Source organism: Rhizobium sp. CCGE 510, from assembly GCF_000292525.1.
GTDB lineage: Bacteria > Pseudomonadota > Alphaproteobacteria > Rhizobiales > Rhizobiaceae > Rhizobium.
This window is the reverse complement of record NZ_AEYF01000044.1, coordinates 773,484-794,368: the sequence shown is the minus strand read 5'-3', so window position 1 is coordinate 794,368 and position 20,885 is coordinate 773,484. Positions and strand designations below refer to the sequence as shown.

Annotated in this window: 17 protein-coding genes; 8 read left to right on the top strand and 9 right to left on the bottom strand. The window is 62.0% G+C overall.

Translation table 11 applies throughout. From position 1 onward, the window contains the following. Positions 1–3: 3 nt before the first annotated feature. The 5 genes from RCCGE510_RS23960 to RCCGE510_RS23940 all read right to left on the bottom strand — a co-directional run bounded on the left by RCCGE510_RS23960 (position 4) and on the right by RCCGE510_RS23940 (position 5,350). Entirely contained in the window at positions 4–1,281 is a 1,278-nt protein-coding gene (locus RCCGE510_RS23960) for a Gfo/Idh/MocA family oxidoreductase (protein ID WP_007634219.1), read from the bottom strand. 84 nt (positions 1,282–1,365) lie between these two features. After that, a complete protein-coding gene (locus RCCGE510_RS23955) occupies positions 1,366–2,196 on the bottom strand; it encodes a sugar phosphate isomerase/epimerase family protein (RefSeq protein ID WP_007634218.1) in 831 nt (276 codons plus the stop codon). A gap of 30 nt (positions 2,197–2,226) precedes the next feature. Continuing rightward, positions 2,227–3,390 (bottom strand): dihydrodipicolinate synthase family protein, encoded by a 1,164-nt coding sequence (locus RCCGE510_RS23950; RefSeq protein ID WP_007634217.1) that lies wholly within the window; start codon positions 3,388–3,390, stop codon positions 2,227–2,229. Between the two features lie 3 nt (positions 3,391–3,393). Continuing rightward, positions 3,394–4,542: a Gfo/Idh/MocA family oxidoreductase gene (locus RCCGE510_RS23945; protein WP_007634216.1), complete on the bottom strand. Its 1,149-nt coding sequence runs from the start codon at positions 4,540–4,542 to the stop codon at positions 3,394–3,396. 130 nt (positions 4,543–4,672) lie between these two features. After that, a complete protein-coding gene (locus tag RCCGE510_RS23940; protein ID WP_007634215.1) occupies positions 4,673–5,350 on the bottom strand; it encodes a TetR/AcrR family transcriptional regulator in 678 nt (225 codons plus the stop codon). 203 nt (positions 5,351–5,553) lie between these two features. Here RCCGE510_RS23940 and RCCGE510_RS23935 point away from each other — a divergent pair, with 203 nt between their 5' ends. From RCCGE510_RS23935 to RCCGE510_RS23905, 7 genes are all read left to right on the top strand, one after another. Then, positions 5,554–6,840 carry an ABC transporter substrate-binding protein gene (locus RCCGE510_RS23935; protein WP_007634214.1) on the top strand — a complete coding sequence of 429 codons (1,287 nt, stop codon included), beginning with the start codon at positions 5,554–5,556 and terminating at the stop codon, positions 6,838–6,840. A 6-nt stretch (positions 6,841–6,846) separates the two neighbouring features. Continuing rightward, complete coding sequence (locus RCCGE510_RS23930; protein ID WP_007634212.1) at positions 6,847–7,806, top strand: sugar ABC transporter permease; 960 nt, start codon at positions 6,847–6,849, stop codon at positions 7,804–7,806. A gap of 1 nt (position 7,807) precedes the next feature. Continuing rightward, positions 7,808–8,686, top strand: coding sequence for a carbohydrate ABC transporter permease (locus RCCGE510_RS23925; RefSeq protein WP_007634211.1), 879 nt, complete (start codon positions 7,808–7,810; stop codon positions 8,684–8,686). Next, positions 8,686–9,783 (top strand): Gfo/Idh/MocA family oxidoreductase, encoded by a 1,098-nt coding sequence (locus RCCGE510_RS23920; protein ID WP_192815343.1) that lies wholly within the window; start codon positions 8,686–8,688, stop codon positions 9,781–9,783. Before RCCGE510_RS23925 ends, RCCGE510_RS23920 begins: the two co-directional genes overlap by 1 nt. 30 nt (positions 9,784–9,813) lie before the next feature. After that, the gene (gene ugpC / locus RCCGE510_RS23915; protein WP_007634209.1) at positions 9,814–10,890 is read left to right on the top strand and encodes a sn-glycerol-3-phosphate ABC transporter ATP-binding protein UgpC; all 1,077 of its coding nucleotides are present in this window, start codon (positions 9,814–9,816) and stop codon (positions 10,888–10,890) included. Between the two features lie 152 nt (positions 10,891–11,042). Continuing rightward, entirely contained in the window at positions 11,043–11,921 is an 879-nt protein-coding gene (locus RCCGE510_RS23910; RefSeq protein WP_007634208.1) for a phosphotransferase, read from the top strand. Further along, positions 11,918–14,368 (top strand): FAD-dependent oxidoreductase, encoded by a 2,451-nt coding sequence (locus tag RCCGE510_RS23905; protein ID WP_007634207.1) that lies wholly within the window; start codon positions 11,918–11,920, stop codon positions 14,366–14,368. The genes RCCGE510_RS23910 and RCCGE510_RS23905 overlap by 4 nt, the downstream gene beginning before the upstream one ends. Positions 14,369–14,635: 267 nt before the next feature. Here the strand turns inward: RCCGE510_RS23905 and RCCGE510_RS23900 are convergent, their stop codons facing one another. Together RCCGE510_RS23900 and uxaC are read right to left on the bottom strand one after the other, a co-directional pair. Further along, entirely contained in the window at positions 14,636–16,093 is a 1,458-nt protein-coding gene (locus RCCGE510_RS23900) for a mannitol dehydrogenase family protein (protein WP_007634206.1), read from the bottom strand. Further along, the gene (uxaC, locus tag RCCGE510_RS23895) at positions 16,090–17,505 is read right to left on the bottom strand and encodes a glucuronate isomerase (RefSeq protein WP_007634205.1); all 1,416 of its coding nucleotides are present in this window, start codon (positions 17,503–17,505) and stop codon (positions 16,090–16,092) included. Before uxaC ends, RCCGE510_RS23900 begins: the two co-directional genes overlap by 4 nt. A 180-nt stretch (positions 17,506–17,685) precedes the next feature. Between uxaC and RCCGE510_RS23890 the strand changes: the two genes are divergently transcribed. After that, positions 17,686–17,895 carry a SlyX family protein gene (locus tag RCCGE510_RS23890; RefSeq protein WP_007634204.1) on the top strand — a complete coding sequence of 70 codons (210 nt, stop codon included), beginning with the start codon at positions 17,686–17,688 and terminating at the stop codon, positions 17,893–17,895. A gap of 56 nt (positions 17,896–17,951) precedes the next feature. Here RCCGE510_RS23890 and RCCGE510_RS23885 read toward each other — a convergent pair whose 3' ends face one another. Further along, on the bottom strand, positions 17,952–19,433 hold the full coding sequence (locus RCCGE510_RS23885) for an NAD-dependent succinate-semialdehyde dehydrogenase (RefSeq protein WP_007634203.1): 1,482 nt from the start codon (positions 19,431–19,433) through the stop codon (positions 17,952–17,954). A gap of 168 nt (positions 19,434–19,601) precedes the next feature. Then, positions 19,602–20,882, bottom strand: coding sequence for a 4-aminobutyrate--2-oxoglutarate transaminase (locus RCCGE510_RS23880; protein ID WP_007634202.1), 1,281 nt, complete (start codon positions 20,880–20,882; stop codon positions 19,602–19,604). Positions 20,883–20,885 lie beyond the last annotated feature (3 nt).

The window sequence follows — 20,885 nt, the reverse complement described above, 5'->3', positions numbered from 1 at the left end:
GTATCAGCGCGATGTTCGCAGCGAATTCGGCGACCCGTCATCGGCAAGCTCGGGCATCAGATCGGCGATATTGACCACCTTGCCGGTGCGCGAACTCGTCAGCGCGGCGATGCCGCAAAGCACTGACATGGCGCCCGCCCGCGTACCGGCGCGCTGACCGAGCCTGTCTTCCATATCGGGCTTGAAAATCATGTTGCGCATCCGGTCGTCGCCGCCGTAGTGGCCGCCCTTGAAATGCGGAACGACGATGCGCTCGACAGCCTCCTTGCCGTTCGGGAAATTGCGGATGAGGAGGATCGTATCCTCTTTCGGCTGTTCCCAGGGCTGAGCCTCATATTGGCGGATTTCGATGCGCCCCTTGGTGCCGTTGAAGGCGAGGTGATGGCCTTCGATCGGCTGGAAGGTGTTCAGCGAATAAGAAACATGGACGTTGTTGCGATAGCGCAGGCTGACCACCATCGTATCGGGAATGTCGATATCCTCGCGGAAGACGCAGCCGTCGCGGAAGTAACCGTCGATCTTCGAAGGATCTTCGTAAAGCTGATCCAGGAAGGGATCGGCCTCGAGATCGAGATAATAGTCGCATTCATGCGCATGCGGACAGAGCTTGCAGCGCGGCCCGCGGAACGGCCCCTTGCGGCCGTAGTTCTGCAGATCGGCGAAGGAGGTGACGGCCTCGGGATCGCTGTCCAGATACCAGTTCAACAGATCGAAATGATGCGTCGCCTTGTGGACGAACAGGCTGCCGGAATTTTCCGCATAGGCATGCCAGCGGCGGAAGTAGTCGGCGCCGTGTTTGGTGTTCAGATACCAATGGAAGTCGACGGAGGTCACCCGGCCGATCTCGCCGGAATTCAACAGTTCCTTGATGCGCGCCGCCGTCGGCGCATAGCGGTAGTTGAAGGAGACGTCGACGCGCCGGCCGGTGCGCTTTTCGGCATCGAGAATCCGGCGAATTTTCTCGACGGAGGTGGTCATCGGCTTTTCGGTGATGACGTCGATGCCGGCTTCGAGCGCACGCACGACGATGTCGTCATGGGTGTGATCGGGCGTGCAGACGATGACCAGATCCGGCTTCTGTTCCGCCAGCATCGCGTCGATATCGTCGTAAACCGGCGCATTGCTGCCGATCATGTTGCGTGCGCGCTCGCCACGCAGTGAGTTTTTCTCGACGATCGCGACGAGATCCACATCTTCGCGCCAGCCGGCAAGCAGATCCTTGCCCCACATGGTGGTGCCGCGGTTTCCGGTGCCGATCAGGGCGAAACGGCGTTTCTCCATCGAATGATCCTCCTGCATGCGTGATGATTGCGTGAAAACGAAGAGACAGTTCCCGTATTTCGAGGAAAACGGAACACTCTAAAATCAGATCTGGCAGCAGCTCCGTAAACGCTCGACGCAGGTGGCGATCACCTCATCGGCCGGGCGTTTCCACCATGTCTCGGCCGAAAAGATCTCCACCTCTTGCGCGCCGAAGAAACCGGCGGCCTCGACCATCCGTCTTATGCCCTTCAGGTCGATGACACCATCGCCCATCATGCCGCGGTCGAGCAGCATATCCTTCGTCGTCACCAGCCAGTCGCAGATGTGATGGGCAAAGATGCGTTTCATACGGCCGGCGCGGGCGATCTGGTTGGCCAGATCGGGATCCCACCAGACATGGTAGACATCGATCGCAACGCCGACATCCTCGCCGAGCGCATCGCACATGTCGAGCGCCTGGCCGAGCGTGTTCACGCAGGCCCGGTCTGCGGCATACATCGGATGCAGCGGCTCGATCGCAAGCTTGACGCCGGCAGCCTGGGCATGCGGCAGCACGGCGGCGATGCCGTCGGCAACCATCTGCCGCGCTGCGACGATATCCTTTGAAGCGCCCGGCAGGCCGCCGACGACAAGCACAAGGCAATCGGCCGCGAATGCCGCCGCCTCGTCGATAGCGCGCCTGTTGTCGTCGAGGTTCTTCTGCCAGTCGGCATCGTTTGCCGCCGGAAAGAAGCCGCCGCGGCAAAGACCGGTTAGCTTGATGCCGTTCGATTTGACGATCCGCACCGCCTCGTCGAGACCGGCCTTGGCGACCTGGTCGCGCCACGGCGCAATCGAGGTGATGCCGTATTTCAGGCAGATATCGACGGCTTCTGCAAAGCCGCATTGTTCGCGGATCGTCGCCAGATTGATCGAAAGTCCTTCGACCTGCATGTCGTTCTTCTCCAATCCCGCATCGCGTGCTTAGTGGACGCCGTGAACGGCGAGCACCTGGCGCATGCGGCTTGCGGCAAGTTCCGGGTCGGCCAGCACCCGCGCCCTGTCGGCCAGGCGGAAGAGCTCCGCCAGATGTGTCAGCGAGCGCGTGCTCTGCTGGCCGCCGACCATGACGAAATGGTCCTGCAGGCCGTTGAGATAGGCGAGGAAAACGACGCCGGTCTTGTAGAACCGAGTCGGCGCCTTGAAGATGTGGCGTGACAGCGGCACGGTCGGCTCGAGCAGATCGAAGAATTCGTGGTTGCTCTTGCGGCCGAGCGCGTCGAGCGCCGCGGACGCTGCCGGCGCGATCGCATCGAAAATGCCGAGCAGCGCATCGGAATGGCCCTCTTCATCGCCGGCGATCAGTTCGGCATAGTTGAAGTCGTCGCCGGTATACATGCGTACGGCTTTCGGCAGTTGCCGGCGCATCGCCACTTCTTTGTCCTTGGAGAGCAGCGAGATCTTGATGCCGTCGACCTTGTCGGCATGCGCCTCGATCACCTCGAGGCAGGTGGACATCGCCTTGAGATGATCGCCATTGCCCCAATAACCCTCCAGCGCCGGGTCGAACATTTCGCCGAGCCAATGGATGATGACCGGTTCCTTGACCTGGCGGAGGATGCGGTCATAAACGCGGATATAGTCGTCCGGTCCCTTGGCGGCGGCGGCAAGCGCCCGGCTGGCCATCAGGATGATCCGGCCGCCGGCCGCCTCCACCGTTTCGATCTGCTCCTCATAGGCCTTGAGGATGGTGTCGATGGTCACGTCGGGTCCCGGCGTCAGATGGTCGGTGCCGGCGCCGCAGGCAATCAGTGCATCCTTGCGGCCGGCCGCCTCGTTGAGCGCCCGACGGATGAGGTCGCGCGCTTCCGGCCAGCCGAGGCCCATGCCGCGCTGCGCCGTATCCATCGCTTCGGCGACGCCGAGACCGAGATCCCAGAGCCGGTGGCGAAAGGCGAGCGTGCGGTCCCAGTCGATCGCTGGCGTCAGCCACGGATCATTGTCGGCGAGCGGATCGGCAACGACATGAGCGGCGGCAAAGGCAATGCGCGGAAAGGCCTTGGCGTCGCGCTTGGCGAGCGCGATCGGCGTGCCGGTCAGCGTGTAGGGGACGACCTTGCCGTCAAGGGGGAGATTGATCGTGGTCACGGCTCAGAACTCCAGTGCGGGAACATCGAGCCAGCGGCGCTCTGCCCAGGATTTGAGGCCGAGTTCGGCAAGCTGTACGCCCTTGGCGCCGGCTTCCAGCCCATAGGGCCACGGCGCATCTTCGACGACATGACGGATGAACATTTCCCACTGTGCCTTGAAGCCGTTGTCGAAGGCCTGCGTGTCCGGAACCTCGTCCCAGGTCTTGTAGAAATCGATCGTCTGCGGCTGGTCGGGGTTCCAGACCGGCTTCGGCGTGTTGACGCGGTGCTGGCTCCAGCATTTCGTCAGGCCGGCGACGGCCGAACCATGGGTGCCGTCGACCTGGAAGGTGACGAGGTCGTCGCGGCGCACACGTACGGCCCAGGAGGAGTTGATCTGCGCAATCGCGCCGCCTTCAAGCTCGAAGGTCGCATAGGCCGCATCATCGGTGTCGCAATCATAGGGCTTGCCCTGCTCATCGATGCGCTGGCCGATATGCGTGGCGCCGAGGCACGAGACCGCCTTCACTTCACCGAACAGATTGTCGAGCACGTAGCGCCAGTGGCAGAGCATGTCGAGGATGATGCCGCCGCCGTCGCCCTTGCGGTAGTTCCAGGACGGACGCTGGGCGGGCACGCCCCAATCGCCTTCGAAAACCCAATAGCCGAATTCGCCGCGCACCGAGAGGATCTTGCCGAAGAAGCCGGAATCCCTCAGCAGTGCCAGCTTGCGCAGGCCGGGCAGGAACAGCTTGTCCTGCACGACGCCGTGCTTGAGGCCGGAGCCGCGCGCCTTGCGGGCAAGGTCGAGTGCCACTTGCAGATCGTCGGAGATCGGCTTTTCGCAATAGACATGCTTGCCGGCATCGAGCGCCTTGGACAGCAGCTCGGCGCGCATCAGCGTCGTTCCGGCGTCGAAGAAGATCGTGTCGTCGGGATTGGCGAGAGCGGCATCAAGATCGGTCGACCAGCGCTTGATGCCGTGCTTCTTCGCCAGCTCTTCCATCTTGGCGCCGTTGCGGCCGACGATGATCGGGTCGATCTCGAGTTTCTCACCCGATTTAAGCGTGATGCCGCCCTGGTCGCGGAAGGCAAGAATCGAGCGCACCAGATGCTGATTATAACCCATCCGGCCGGTAACGCCGTGCAAGATGATCCCAAGACGTGCCATTTTTTCCTCCCTGCAACCTTTTGCGGCGGGAGCGAGCATCCGGCCCGACCCTCCCAAGCCGGTAACTAAACAGTTACTTGATGGCAGAAGAGCGCCGAGGCTGTCAATAGTCAAATACTGTTTTTGGAATTCAGCGCTTGATCGAAGCGAGCGTCACGTGGACGATATGCCTTTCCCAGGCATTGAGATGGGTCGGTTCGAGCAGGTCGCGGCCGAAGATCGTCGACAGCGTGTACTGGTTGGAAAGGTAGAAATAACCGAGCGAGGCGATCGTCAAATAGACGTGCAGGGGATCGGCGGTCTCGATGAAAACGCCCTGCTTCTTTCCCTGGTTGAGAACATCGGTAAGCTCGCCGATCAGATGCGAATGCAGTTCCTTGAGCCGGACGGACTGGCGCAGCCAGCGGGCTCGATGCAGGTTCTCCGTGCCGAGCAGGCTGAGGAATTCCGGGTGCTTGAGAAAGTAGCGCCAGGTGAACAGCGCCAGTTCGCCGATGCCTTCCTCCGGGCTGCGGTCGCCGATATGAAGCGCGCGCTCTGCGGTGCGGATGCCGACATAGGCTTCTTCGAGCACTTTAAGGTAGAGCTGCTCCTTGTCGCCGAAATAATGATAGAGCATGCGCTTGTTGGTCCCAGCGCGCTCGGCGATGGCGTCGACCCGGGCTCCGCCCATGCCGTTTTCGGCAAACTCCCGCGTGGCCGCCTCAAGGATCGCGGCGCGCGTCCGCTCCGGATCGCGCTGGGCCGTGCGTTCCTGAGAAGGGCGCCGGGATTTTTTCTTCTCCCCGTTTTCGCCGCTGTCGTTCATCGTTCCCCTCCCTCTCGCATGTTGCGCTCATAAGCCTTCGGTGCGAAATTGTAAAAACCGAATTTAAAAGGGCGGCCGCGAGAACCGACACCCCGCTTGACACGCTTGCCGCTTTGCTCATAGCTTGTAACCAATTAGTTATTTGTGCAAGGGTAACTACATCGGAAGCGTGTGGAGGCGCTTCCCCTTTGGAGGAGGAAAAAATGAGCCTACGTGTAAGCAGACGTAATTTCGTTGCGGGAGGAGCAACGCTTCTTTCGCTCTCGGCGCTGGGAACCAGCGCTTTGGCACAGGAAACGCGCTTGCGTCTCCTCTGGTGGGGTTCGCAGCCGCGCGCTGACCGCACCAACAAGGTGTCCCAACTCTATCAGACGAAGAATGCTGGTACGTCGATCACCGGCGAATTCCTCGGCTGGGGCGACTACTGGCCGCGCCTTGCGACCCAGGTCGCCGGCCGCAACGCGCCGGACGTCATCCAGATGGATTATCGCTATATCGTCCAGTATGCCCGGCGCGGTGCGCTTGCCCCGCTCGAATCCTACATGCCGGCCAAGCTCAATCTCGACGATTTCGACAAGGCGCAGATCGAAGGCGGCAGCGTCGACGGCCATCTCTATGGCGTCAGCCTGGGCGCGAACTCGGCCGCGACGGTTCTGAATACCACCGCCTTCAAGGAGGCCGGGGTCGATCTGCCGACACAGGCGACCACCTGGGAGGAATTCTCCCGCATGGGCGTCGAGATCACCAAGGCAGGCAAACGCAAGGGCATGTTCGGCCTCGCCGACGGCAGCGGCGGTGAACCGCTGTTCGAAAACTGGCTGCGTCAACGCGGCAAGGGGCTCTACACCGCCGACGGCAAGATCGCCTTCGACGTGGACGATGCCTCGGAATGGTACGACATGTGGGCCAAGTTCCGCACGGCCGGCGCCTGCGTTCCTGCCGATGTCCAGGCGCTCGACAAGAACGATATCGAAACCAACACGGTATCGCTCGGCAAGTCGGCAGCTGGTTTTGCCCATTCCAACCAGTTCGTCGCCTATCAGGCAATGAGCAAGGACAAGCTGGCGCTGACCAACTACATGCGGATCAAGCCGGATTCGAAGGGCGGCCACTATCGCAAGCCTTCGATGTTCTTCTCGGTTTCGGCCCAGTCGAAAGCGGTGGACCTGGCGGTGGACTACATTAACTTCTTCGTCAAAAATCCCGAGGCGGTGGTGCTCTTGGATGTCGAACGCGGCATTCCGGAATCGAGCGCCATGCGCGAGGTCGTGGCGGCGAAGCTCGACGCCAATGGCAAGGTTGCGCTGGAATATGTCAGCGGCCTTGGCGATCTCGCCGGCAAATTGCCGCCGCCGCCGCCAGCCGGCGCCGGTGAAGGCGAATTGATGCTGCGAAATATCGCCGAACAGGTTGGTTTCGGACAGTTGTCTCCTTCCGACGGCGGCAAACAACTTGTCTCTGAAATTACGCAGATTCTCGCACGAGGCTGATCCCGTATGAGCAATGCGATGCGCACGCCCGCAGGGGCCATATCCGTGGAAAGCTATCAGGGGGCCGTGGCCGAGGGACGCTTCCGGCGTCTCTGGAATGCCAATGCTCCCGGCTATCTCTTCCTTCTGCCATGGCTTGTCGGCTTCTTCGGGCTGACGCTCGGGCCGGCCCTGATTTCACTCTATCTCTCCTTCACCGACTTCGACATGCTTCAGTCGCCGCGGTGGGTGGGAATGGCGAATTACGTGCGCATCGCCACGGCGGATCCGAAATTCTCGGCCGCCATGCACGTCACCCTGACTTATGTCGTCTTATCGGTGCCGTTCAAACTGACCTTCGCCTTGCTTGTCGCCATGGCGCTGAATCGCGGCCTGCGTGGGCTGCCGATCTATCGGGCCATCTTCTACCTCCCATCCTTGCTGGGTGGCAGCGTGGCGATTGCCGTGCTTTGGCGCCAACTTTTCGCCAGCGACGGCCTCATCAATGCGGCCCTTGCCCAGATCGGTATCGAGGGGCCGAGCTGGATCTCGCATCCGAATTATTCGATCTACACGCTGGTGGCGCTGTCCGTCTGGCAGTTCGGCTCGCCGATGATCATCTTCCTGGCCGGCCTGCGCCAGATCCCGCAGGATATGTATGAGGCCGCGAGCCTCGACGGCGCCTCGAAATTCCGGCAATTCTACAAGATCACCTTGCCGCTTCTGACGCCGGTGATCTTCTTCAACGCCGTCGTCCAGACGATTGATGCCTTCAAGGCCTTCACGCCCGCCTTCATCATCTCCGGCGGCACGGGCGGTCCGATCAACTCGACGCTCTTTTACACGCTCTACCTCTATCAGGAGGCCTTCGGCAATTTCCGCATGGGCTATGCCTCGGCGCTCGCCTGGATCCTGGTGCTGATCATCGCGATCTTCACTGCCTTCTCCTTCCTGACCTCGCGTTATTGGGTGCATTACGATGACTGAGATGACCGCTTCCGTGACTGCGGCCCGGCCGCCATCGGACATCACCAAACGCAGCCTGCCGGCATCGCTGATCATCCACGTCCTGCTGATCGCCGCTTCGCTTCTCATGCTCTATCCGCTGTTGTGGATGGTTTCGGCATCGGTCCGGCCGGAAAACGAGATCTTCTCGTCGACCTCGCTTATCCCGTCGTCGATCGATTTCTCCTCCTATGCGCGCGGTTGGGTCGGTCTCGACGTCAGCTTCGGCCGGTTCTTCTGGAATTCGCTCGTCATCTCGCTGCTGGTGGTGACCGGCAATGTCATCGCCTGTTCGCTGACGGCCTTCGCCTTTGCGCGCCTGCGATTTGTTGGCCGGAACTTCTGGTTCGCGATCATGCTCGGCACGCTGATGATCCCCTATCATGTGACGCTGATCCCGCAATATGTGCTCTTCCTCAACCTCGGCTGGGTCAACACCATCCTGCCCCTCGTCGTGCCGAAGTTCCTGGCAAGCGATGCTTTCTTCATCTTCCTGATGGTGCAGTTCTTCCGCGGTATCCCGCGCGAACTGGACGAGGCGGCGATGATGGATGGCTGCAGCGCCTGGCGCATCTACTGGAAGATCATGTTGCCGCTATCGCTGCCGGTGCTGGCGACGGCCGCCATCTTTTCCTTCATCTGGACCTGGGACGATTTCTTCGGTCCGTTGATCTACCTGAACGACATGAACACCTATACGATCCAGCTCGGCCTGCGTACCTTCGTGGACTCCACCAGCGCATCGGACTGGGGCGGTCTGTTCGCCATGTCGACCCTGACGCTCGTGCCGGTATTCTTCTTCTTCCTGTTCTTCCAGCGGCTGCTGATCGAGGGCATCGCCACGACGGGCATGAAGCGTTGATGGCGATCACGGGAAAGAGCGACATGAGTATCAGGACGGTCGCGATCGTCGGCTGCGGCATCGGCCGCTCCCATATTGTCGAGGGTTACCTGCCGCATGCCGACAAGTTCAAGGTCGTGGCGATCTGCGACCTGAACGGAGAGCGCATGGCAGCGGTCGGCGACGAGTTCGGCATCGAACGACGCACCACCTCCTTCGCGGAGCTATTGGCCGACGACACGATCGACATCATCGATATCTGCACCCCGCCCGGCATCCACCTGGAACAGGTGGTGGCTGCACTCGCTGCCGGTAAACATGTCGTTTGCGAAAAGCCACTGACCGGCTCGCTGGCCGCCGTCGATACCATCATGGAGGCGGAAAAGACCGCCAAAGGCGTGCTGATGCCGATCTTCCAGTACCGCTACGGCGACGGTATCCAGAAGGCCAAGCGGATCATCGATGCCGGCATTGCCGGCAAGGCCTATACGGCCTCGGTCGAAACCTTCTGGCTACGCAAGCCGGAATATTACGCCGTGCCCTGGCGCGGCAAATGGGCGACCGAACTCGGCGGTGTGCTCGTCACCCACGCGCTGCATCTGCACGACATGATGATGCATCTGATGGGCCCGGCGGCAAGGGTCTTCGGCCGTGTCGCCACCCGCGTCAACGATATCGAGGTCGAGGATTGCGCCTCTGCCAGCCTGCTGATGGAAAACGGCGCCTTTGTCTCGCTTTCCTGCACGCTTGGTTCGCAGGAACAATTGAGCCGGCTGAGGCTGCACTTCGAGAATGTCACGTTCGAAAGCAGCCACGAGCCCTACACACCCGGCAAGGATCCCTGGAAGATTATCGCGGCGAATGACGACGTGCGGGAGAAGATCGACCGGGTGATTGCCGACTGGCAGCCGGTCGCTCCGCGTTTCACCACCCAGATGGGCCAGTTCCACGCCTTCCTCAGCGGCCATGGGCCGCTGCCGGTGACCACGGTGGATGCGCGCCGCGCGCTGGAACTGGTGACAGCCATTTACCAGTCTTCCGACAGCGGCGCCGACGTGCCGCTGCCTGTCGGTCCCGACAGCCCGAAATACGCCGATTGGCGCGCAAGAACGAAGTAACCGGTAAATAAACGAGAGGGTTTTGAGAAGATGGCAACCAGTGTCGTTCTTCAGAAGGTCGAGAAGCGCTACGGCGCGATCGATGTGATCCACGGTATCGACCTGACGATCGATCCCGGCGAATTTGTCGTTTTCGTCGGTCCCTCGGGCTGCGGAAAATCGACCCTTCTGCGCATGATCGCCGGTCTCGAGGAGATATCAGGCGGCGGGCTGCTGCTCGACAACGAGCGCATGAACGAGGTGGCGCCCGCCAAGCGCGGCATCGCCATGGTTTTCCAGTCCTATGCCCTATATCCCCATATGTCGGTGTACAAGAACCTCGCCTTCGGCTTGGAGACGGCGGGTTACAAGAAGGCCGATATCCAGCCGAAGGTGAAGCGCGCCGCCGAGATCCTGCAGATCGAGAAATTGCTGGAGCGCAAGCCGAAGGCGCTCTCCGGCGGCCAGCGCCAGCGTGTCGCGATCGGCCGCGCCATCGTGCGCGAGCCGCGTATCTTCCTGTTCGACGAGCCGCTATCCAACCTCGATGCCGAACTGCGGGTGCAGATGCGTGTCGAGATTTCGCGCCTGCACCGCAGCCTCGGCAACACCATGATCTATGTCACCCATGACCAGGTCGAAGCCATGACGATGGCGGATAAGATCGTCGTGTTGAATTCCGGCCGCATCGAGCAGGTCGGCGCGCCGCTCGATCTTTACAACAACCCGGCCAACCGCTTCGTCGCCGGCTTCATCGGCAGCCCGAAGATGAATTTCCTCAAGGCCCGCATCGAAGAGGTCGGCGAGGCCGAAACCAGCATCCATGTCTGTGGCAATTCCGTCCGCCTGCCGCGCCGGCTGCAGGGCGAGGCCGGTCAGGACGTCACCTTCGGTATCCGTCCCGAGCATCTTTCGCTGGCCGAGGGCGCAATCGCGCTGTCGACCGTCAACATCGATCTCGTCGAAAATCTCGGCGGCGCCACCATGCTCTACACCACGACGCCCGACAGCCAGCTCCTGACCGTTGCGCTCGACGGCCAGCGGAAGGTCGAGCGCGGCGCCAATGTGAAGACTTCCTTCGATCCGGCCCGCTGTCACGTCTTCGATGCCGCCGGCAAAACGATCTAACCGCTCTTCTTGACAGCAGATCCCCCTCTGCCCCATCATTTCCGGATGGGGCCGTTAGAACAGGATGAATTCGGTTCTAACTTAATTGGTTAGAGCATGCTGTCGTCCGAAAACCGCTCACACTTTTCGGCATCATGCTCTGGGGGATAAGCATGACGCCTGAAGATAGGATTCATGCGCTTGGCATCTGGCAGGGCCCGATTGCAATTTCGCCTATATCCGGCGGCATTACCAACCGGAACTATCTGGTCAGCGATGCCGTTGCGCGCTGCGTGGTCAGGCTCGGCACCGATATTCCGATCCACCACATCAGCCGTCAGAACGAGCTTGCCGCAAGCCGTGCGGCCCATGCCGCCGGCATATCGCCCGCCGTTCTCCACCATTCGCCGGGCGTGCTGGTGCTCGAATACATCGAGGCGAGGGCGCTGTCGCCGGAGGATATAAGAGTGCCGGAAACGCTGGCCCGCATTGTGCCGCTGGTCCGCGCCTGCCACCAGGACATCGCCCGGCATTTCCGTGGTCAGGCGATGATCTTCTGGGTCTTCCATGTCATCCGCGACTATGCCGCCAATCTGAAGGCGGCAGGCAGCACCTATCGTCTGCTGCTGCCGGGGCTCGTTGCTAGTGCCGAGACGCTGGAAGCAGCGGCAGGGCCGTTCGAGATCGCCTTCGGCCACAACGACCTGCTGGCCGCCAACTTTCTCGATGACGGCAAGCGGCTTTGGCTGATCGACTGGGATTATGCCGGCTTCAACACGCCGCTGTTCGACCTCGGCGGATTGGCCTCGAACAACGAACTCTCGAATGCGGCCGAGCGCATGATGCTGGAGATCTATTACGATCGGCCGCTGACCGATGACCTCAGCCGGCGCTACGGCGCGATGAAATGCGCCTCGCTGCTGCGCGAGACGCTCTGGAGCATGATTTCGGAAGTCCATTCCACCATCGATTTCGACTATGCCGCCTATACGGCCGAAAATCTCGCGCGCTTCGAACGCGCCTATCAAGCCTTTGAACAGGATCATAAATGATGAGGGAATTACCGAAGACGGCGAAAGCCGTGGTCATCGGCGGCGGCATCATCGGCTGCTCGACAGCCTATCATCTCGGCAAGCTCGGCTGGACCGATACCGTTCTGCTTGAGCGCAAGAAGCTGACCTCGGGAACCACTTTCCACGCCGCCGGCCTTGTCGGCCAACTGCGCACCAGCGCCAACATCACCCAGCTTCTCGGTTATTCCGTCGATCTCTACAAACGGCTGGAGGAGGAAACCGGCCTCGGCACCGGCTGGAAGATGAATGGCGGCCTGCGGCTTGCCTGCAACGAGGAGCGCTGGACCGAGGTCAGGCGCCAGGCGACCACCGCTCAATCCTTCGGCCTCGAAATGCAATTGCTGACGCCGCAGGAAGCCTTCGATCTCTGGCCGTTGATGACAACAGACGATCTCGTCGGCGCCGCCTTCCTTCCCACCGACGGCCAGGCCAATCCCTCCGACATCACCCAGGCGCTGGCGAAGGGCGCCCGCATGTCCGGTGTTTCGATCTTCGAGGATACCGAGGTCCTCGATCTCGAGATCGACAAGGGGAGGGTCCGCGCCGTCATCACGGCGCAAGGGCGCATCGAATGCGAACGCGTCGTCGTCTGCGCCGGCCAATGGACGCGTGCCTTCGGCCAGCGTTTCGGCGTCAATGTGCCGCTGGTCTCCGTCGAGCATCAATATATCATCACCGAATCCTTCGGCGTGCCGTCCAATCTGCCGACGCTGCGCGATCCCGATCGCCTGACCTATTACAAGGAGGAGGTCGGCGGCATCGTTATGGGCGGCTACGAGCCGAACCCCATTGCCTGGGCGAAAGACGGGATCCCCGAAGGTTTCCACTACACGCTGCTGGACAGTAATTTCGACCATTTCGAGCCGATCATGGAACAGGCGCTCGGCCGCGTTCCGGCGCTGGAAAATGTCGGCGTCAAACAGCTGCTGAACGGCCCGGAAAGCTTCACGCCGGATGGCAACTTTATTCTCGGCGAGGCGCCGGAGTTGAAGAATTTCTTCGTCGGCGCCGGTTTCAACGCCTTCGGCATCGCCTCGGCCGGCGGCGCCGGCATGGCGCTTGCCGAATGGGTGACGAAAGGCGAACCGCCCTACGATCTCTGGCCGGTCGATATCCGCCGTTTCGGCCGGCCGCATTTCGATACCGACTGGGTCCGCACCCGCACGCTTGAAGCCTATGGCAAGCATTACACCATGGCCTGGCCATTCGAGGAACATTCGAGCGGCCGCCCCTGTCGCAAATCGCCGCTTTATGACCGGCTGAAGGCGCAGGGCGCCTGTTTCGGCGAAAAACTCGGCTGGGAGCGGCCGAACTGGTTTGCCGATCTCTTCGCCAATGAGGAGCCGAAGGATATCTACAGCTATACCAGGCAGAACTGGTTCGACGCCGTCGGCCGCGAGCACAAGGCGGTGCGCGAGGCGGCCGTCATCTTCGACCAGACTTCCTTTGCCAAATTCGTGCTGAAGGGCAGGGATGCCGAGGCCGCACTCTCCTGGATCGCCGCCAACGATGTTGCAAGACCGGTGGGATCGCTCATTTACACGCAGATCCTGAACGACAAGGGCGGTATCGAATGCGACGTGACGGTCGCCCGCATCGCCGAGGACGAATATTACATCGTCACCGGCACCGGTTTCGCCACCCATGACTTCAACTGGATCGCCCGCAATATTCCGGCGGAGATGCATGCCGAGCTGGTCGACGTCACCTCAGCCTATTCAGTACTGTCGCTGATGGGACCGAATTCCCGCGCCGTGCTGGAAAAGGTAACGGGCAGCGACGTCTCGAATGCGGCCTTCCCCTTCGGCAAGGTCAGAACCGTCGGCATATCCGGCTGCCCGGTGCGGGCGCTGCGCATCACCTATGTCGGCGAACTCGGCTATGAACTGCATATCCCGATTGAATATGCGACGACGGTCTATGACGTGCTGATGGCGTCAGGCGCCGAGCTCGGCCTCGTCAATGCCGGCTACCGCGCCATCGAGAGCTGCCGCTTGGAAAAAGGTTATCGCGCCTGGGGCTCCGACATCGGACCCGACCATACGCCTGTTGAAGCTGGCCTCGGCTGGGCAGTAAAAATGAAGAAGAACATTGCCTTCCGCGGCCGCGAGGCGATCGAGCGGCAGTTGGCGGATGGAGTGAAGAAGCGCCTCGCCTGCTTCGTGCCCGACGATCCCGATACCGTGCTGCTCGGCCGCGAAACGATCTATCGCGCCGGCAAGCGCGTCGGCTGGCTGTCGAGCGGTGGCTTCGGCTATACACTCGGCAAACCGATCGGCTACGGCTATGTCCGCAGCCCCGATGGCGTGACGGAGGATTTCATCCTCTCCGGCACCTATGAGCTGGATGTCGCCAGGGAGCGCATTCCCTGCAAGGTCTCGCTGGCGCCGCTTTATGATCCCGACATGGTGCGGGTGAAGGCGTGATGGGGCGAATCTGTGCGCTCGAGCGCTCCGAGATATAGGTGACAAGGAGACGGCATGCCGTGTGAACCCCCCTCTGCCCTGCCGGGCATCTCCCCCACAGGTGGGGAGATCGGCTGGGCTCACTGGCTTCCCCAAACAACTGGCGTTACAGCTCGGCACAACGATAGACGGTGCCGAAGGTTTGGCCACTTGTGATCTCCCCACCTGTGGGGGAGATGCCCGGCAGGGGGGGCCGCCACGGCACACCCTCTCCGATGTCAGAAAATCTCAAAACAACGGCAGCCGGTCATCCTGGATCAAAATCTCCAGCTTATCCGACACATCCTGCGTCCACGCCCGATGTCCGGTCAGCGCTGCCGGGAAAAGTCCGGGAAGGGTGAAAAGCGCCGCCGAAATCGCCGGGCCGGTGCGCGGGACATCGGCGATCAGCGCGGCGATTTCCTGCGCACGGGGATCGCGCAGTTCGTAGCGCGCGCCATTGCCGTGTTCGCCGAGCGCATAGCGCATCCATGCCGCAACGGCGATCGCATAGGTCTCCGCCCGATCGCCAAGCGCCAGCGCCTCGCTGGCCGGTTCCAGCAGCCGCTGCGGCAATTTCTGCGTGCCGTCCATGGCGATCTGATAGGTGCGATGGGCGATCGCCTTGTTTGCAAAGCGCGCTATCAATTCATTGGCATAGTCGTCGAGATCGATGCCCGGAACCGGATCGAGCGTTCTCGCCGCCGCATGCATGTGGCGGTAGGCAAGTGCTGCCAGGGCGTCATCATCCATCACGTCGCGGATGAATTCATAGCCGCCGATATAACCGAGGTAGGCGAGCAGTGAATGCGCGCCGTTCAGCATGCGGAGCTTCATCTTCTCATAGGCCGAGACGTCTTCGACCATCAGCGCGCCACGCACTTTTTCCCAGGCCGGCCGGCCATTGGCGAAATGATCTTCGATGACCCATTGGGTAAAGGGCTCGGTCTCGATCGCCGCCATATCCGTGCGCCCCGTCAGCCGCTCGGCATCGGCATAGGTCGCATCGGTGCTGGCCGGCGTGATGCGGTCGACCATCGTCGACGGGAAGGGCACATTCGCTTCGATCCAGCGATGCAGATCGGCATCGATGCGGGAGGTGAATTCGAGCACGAGGCGTTTCAGCACGGCGCCGTTGCTCGGCAGGTTGTCGCAGCTGAGCGGCGTAAAGGGGGCAATGCCCTTCTGCCGCCGGCGCGCAAGGCCTTCCACCAGATAGCCGATGACGCCGCGCGGCGCATGGCGATTGGCGAGGTCGGCGACGACATCGGGGTGTTTGAGGTCGAGGCCGCCGGTTGCCGGATCGAAACCATAGGCCTTTTCCGTCACCGTCATGCTGACGATGCGGATGGCCGGATCTTCGAGCCGCGCCAGCAGGCCGGCTGGATTGCGCGGGGCCACATGCGCCTTCAGGATCGAGCCGATCACCTCAGCCGTCGTGCCCGATGTATCGCGGATCAGCGTCGTATAGAGCCCGTTCTGGGCGCTTAGATTGTCGGCGACATCAGGCGTGCGCAGGCTTGCCACCTCGATACCCCAGTCGCCGCCTGCGGCTGCAAGCGCGCCATCGGTAAACGGCGCAAAATGCGCGCGGAAAAACGCGCCGGGCCCCAGATGCAGAATGCCGCTTTTCAGCTGGTCACGGTCATAGGCGGGAAGCTTCGCCGTCGGGGCGAGGCCGGAAAGGGTCTGCAGTCGTTCGGTCACAGCTTGTAGGCCTTCTTTGCATTGCCATAGGAGAGTTCACCTGCAACGATCTCGGCTTCCCCTTTGGAAATCCGATGCTCGGCGGCGAGCCCAGCGAGGAAGCCGCAGACTTCGCGGCGCCAGACGTCGTGCCGCGCCGGGATCGAAAGCAGCGCCCGCGTATCGTCGTTGAAACCGGCCATATTGGCGAAGCCCGCGGTTTCCACCACTTGGTCGAGATAACGGCGAATGCCGAGCGGGCTGTCGTGAAACCACCAGGGCGGGCCGATCATCAGGCAGGGCCAGTGGCCGACCATCGGCGCCATCTCGCGCGCATAGGTCGTTTCGTCGAGGGTGAAGAGCAGCACCCGCAGGCCCGGCGCATGGCCGTATTTCGAAAGCAGCGCATCCAGGCCGCCGACCCAATCCGTGGGTTTCGGGATATCGGCGCCCATATTCGGGCCGCGCGTCGCAAACAGCCCGCGGTCGGTATTGCGTCTCGAGCCGGCATGGATCTGCATCACCATGCCGTCCTCGGCCGAAAGCCCGGCCATCTCGGTCATCATCTGGCCGCGGAAGAGCTCGGCCTCTTCTGGCGAAAGCGGCCCCCTCAGCGCCTTGTCGAGCAGCGCCTGTTTTTCCGCAAGCGGCAGGTCGGCGGTGAAAGCTGTGGGCACGCCGTGATCGGTCGCGGTGGCGCCGAATTGGCGGAAATAGGCGCGTCGGCGCCGGTGCGCCTCGATCAGTCCGTCCCAGCGCGTCACCTCAGTGCCGGTGATCTCTCCGAACTTGACGAGATTGTCGCGGAAGCCGACGGCTTCGGGATCGGTGACGCTGTCCGGCCGGTAGGTGGTGCGCACCTTGCCGATCCAACCGTCTGCCGCCAGCTTCTGGTGATGCACCAGCGGGTCGAGCGCGCCGTCGGTCGTCGCGATCGTTTCGATGCCGAATCGCTGATGCAGCGCCCGCGGACGGAATTCGGGAAGGGCGAGCTGGGCATTGATATGGTCGTAGAGCGCATCGGCATTGTCAGGTGTCAGCGGCTCGGTGCAGCCGAGCACGGCCGACATCGCGTGATCGACCCAGAGGCTCGAAGGCGTTCCGCGGAAAAGGTGATAATGCGCGGCAAAGGTCCGCCAGATCGCCCGTCCCGCAGCCACCGGCTTGCCGTCGAGCCGCGGCACGCCGAGCTCGTCCAAGGTGACGCCGACGCTGTGCAGCATCCGGAAGAGATAGTGATCGGGAATGACCAGCAGCGAGGCGGCGTCTTCGAAAGGCTTGTCGTCGGCGAACCAGGCCGGTTCGGTGTGCCCGTGCGGGCTGACGATCGGAAGATTGCGCACCGTCTCGTAGAGATCTCGCGCGATGGTACGTGTTGCCGGATCGGCCGGAAAGAGCCGGTCCGGATGAAGAAAGCCGTTTCCTGCATCCATCAGTATTCCTCCCTGATGGATAAGGGCCTACCCCACAACATCAGGCGCGGCAAGGTCTTTTGGTAACTGAACGGTACAGTTTTGGGCATGGTTCTGCCGGCCATCGAAAGCATTGACGCGGCGGCCTATTTCCGCTTTGGGAGAACCATCTGTTCTGCCGGTTTCGGCAAAGGAGGATCGATGTCCGACGAGACGAACCGCATCACCCGACTGGAAGAAATGCTGGCCTACCAGGCAAAGACGATCGAAGAGCTTTCCGATCAGCTGACCGAGCAATGGAAGACGGTTGAGCAGATGCGCACCAAGCTCGACCGGCTGACCGAACGCTTCCTGTCGCTCGAGGAGCAGTCGCTGGACGCGCCAGCGATCACCCGCCCGCCGCACTATTGACGACACCCGGCGCAATGCCGCGTGTCGTCGGGTATCTTGCGCCATGAGACGACGGATCAAACACCGCCGATGCAGAGATATTTCATTTCCAGATAATCGTCGGCGCCGTGCCGCGAGCCTTCGCGGCCAAGGCCGGATTGTTTGATGCCGCCGAAGGGTGCGGTCTCGGACGACATGATGCCGGTATTGATGCCGATCATGCCGTATTCCAGTGCTTCCGCTACCCGCCAGACCTTCTTCAGATCGCCGGCATAGAAATAGGCGGCCAGGCCGAATTCCGTATCATTGGCTTGGGCGATGACATCCTCCACTGTCTCGAAGCGGAAGAGCGGAGCCACAGGGCCGAAGGTTTCCTCGCGCGCTACCTTCATGCCGCGGGCAACGCCGGTCAGCACCGTCGGCGTGAAAAAGGTGCCGGCGCCGTCGATGCGCTTGCCACCGGTCAGCACCTTGGCGCCCTTGGCAAGCGCGTCGCCGACATGGTCTTCCACCTTGGCAAGGCCCTGCGCGTCGATCAGCGGCCCGATCACGACGCCCGCCTTGAAGCCGTCGCCGACCGACATTTCGGCGACCTTGGCGGCAAGCTTGGCCGCAAAGGCGTCATAGACGTTGGACTGGATGTAGAGGCGGTTGGCGCAGACGCAGGTCTGGCCGGCATTGCGGTATTTGGAGGCGATCGCGCCCTCGACGGCGGCGTCGAGATCGGCATCGTCGAAGACGATGAACGGTGCATTGCCGCCGAGTTCCAGGCTCACCTTCTTGATCTGGTCGGCGCACTGCCGCATCAGGATGCGGCCGACCTCCGTCGAGCCGGTGAAGCTGATCTTGCGCACCTTGTCATTGCCGCAGAGCTCGCGGCCGATCGCCGGGCTGTCGACGCCGACGATGACGTTGAAGACGCCGGCCGGAATGCCGGCCTGTTCGGCAAGCACGGCAAGCGCGATCGCCGTCAGCGGCGTCTGTTCGGCAGGCTTCGAGACGACGGTGCAGCCGACAGCAAGCGCCGGGGCAATCTTGCGGGTGATCATTGCCGCCGGGAAATTCCATGGCGTGATCGTGCCGACGACGCCGACCGGCTGCTTGATGACGATCATCCGTTTGTCGTCGGAGGGTGCGGGGATCGTCTCGCCGTAGATACGTTTGGCCTCCTCCGCATACCATTCGATATAGGCCGCGGCGTAGAGGATCTCGCCGCGCGCTTCCGGAAACGGCTTGCCCATTTCGGCAGTCAGGATCGCCGCGAGTTCGTCGGCATTGGCGACCATCAGGTCGAACCATTTGCGCAGGATGGCGCTGCGCTCCTTGGCCGGACGGGCAGCCCAGCCCGGCTGTGCGGCATGCGCCGCATCGATCGCCGTCCGCGTTTCCTCAGCACCCATATCGGGCAATGAAGCGAGCAGTTCGCCGGTTGCCGGGTTGAGCACGTCGAAGGTCTTCGTCGCATCACCAGCCGTCCAGACGCCGTCGATATAACCGGCGGCGCGCAGGAACGGCGAGGAAAAGGGAATGTGCTTGGTGAGCGCGGTGGTGAAAGCCATGTCATATCCTCCTTGGGAGTGCGGCCGCCATTTGCCGGCAGCCGCTGAAATCCGGCTAGAGCAATTCCAGGAAAAGTGCGCAGCGGTTTTCCGTCCGGAATTGCGTAAAAACAAAAAGTTAGAGCGGTTCTGCGTTTCCGTGAAAAGCTGAACCGCTCTAGGGTGCGGTTACTTGGTCGAACTCGCTTCCAGCATCGAGGCCTCGAGAATGTCGAGCGCCTCGCCGAAAACCTCGTCCTGGATGGTGATCGGCGCGAGGAAACGGATGACGTTGCCGTGGACGCCGCAGGTGAGCAGGATCAGGCCCTTGTCGAGTGCTGCCAGCCGCACCCGATTGGCAAATTCCGCACTTGGCAATCCCGTCGTCCGGTCGTTGAATTCGACGGCGTTCATGAAGCCCGGTCCGCGGATATCGACGATCTCGGGCACGGTCTCGCGCTGTGATTCCAGCCGCTGCTTCAGCCGTCCGCCAAGCTGGTTGGCGCGGCCGCAGAGGTCTTCGTCCTTGATGACGTCAAGCACGGCGTGGGCGGCAGCGATCCCGAGCGGATTGCCGCCATAGGTGCCGCCGAGCCCGCCCGGTCCCGGCGCATCCATGATTTCGGCGCGGCCGGTGACGGCGGCGAGCGGAAAGCCGCCGGCGAGGCTCTTTGCCATCGTCGTCAGGTCCGGCGCCACCTCGTGATGATCCATGGCGAACATCCTGCCGGTGCGGGCAAAACCGGTCTGCACCTCGTCGGCGATCAGGAGGATGCCGTGCCGGTCGCAGAGTTCGCGCAGCGCCTTCATGAAGGCGGCGGGGGCGGAGTAGAAACCGCCTTCACCCTGCACCGGCTCGATGATGATGGCGGCGACCCGCTGCGGATCGACATCGGCGGCGAAGAGCTTCTTCAGGGCTGCGAGCGACTGATCGGCGGTGACGCCGTGCAGTTCGACCGGAAAAGGAATATGGAAGACATCGCCGGGCATCGCGCCGAAGCCGACCTTGTAGGGCACGACCTTGCCGGTCAGCGCCATACCCATGAAAGTGCGGCCATGGAAGCCGCCGCCGAAGGCGATGACCGCCGAGCGGCCGGTGGCGGCACGCGCGATCTTGACGGCGTTCTCGACGGCTTCGGCACCCGTCGTAACAAAAATCGTCTTCTTCTCGAAATCACCAGGCAGCAGCACGTTCAGCCGTTCGGCGAGATGCACATAGCTTTCGTAGGGCACCACCTGATGGCAGGTATGGGTGAAGCGGTCGAGCTGATCCTTGACTGCGGCGATCACCCGCGGATGGCGGTGGCCGGTGTTGAGAACGGCGATGCCGGCGGCGAAATCGATGTAACGGCGGCCTTCCTTGTCCCAGATCTCGGCATTTTCTGCGCGATCGGCATAAATCTGGGTCGTCATGCCGACGCCGCGGGAGATGGCGGCGTTCTTCCGGTCGGTAAGGTTTGTCGCGTTCATCGA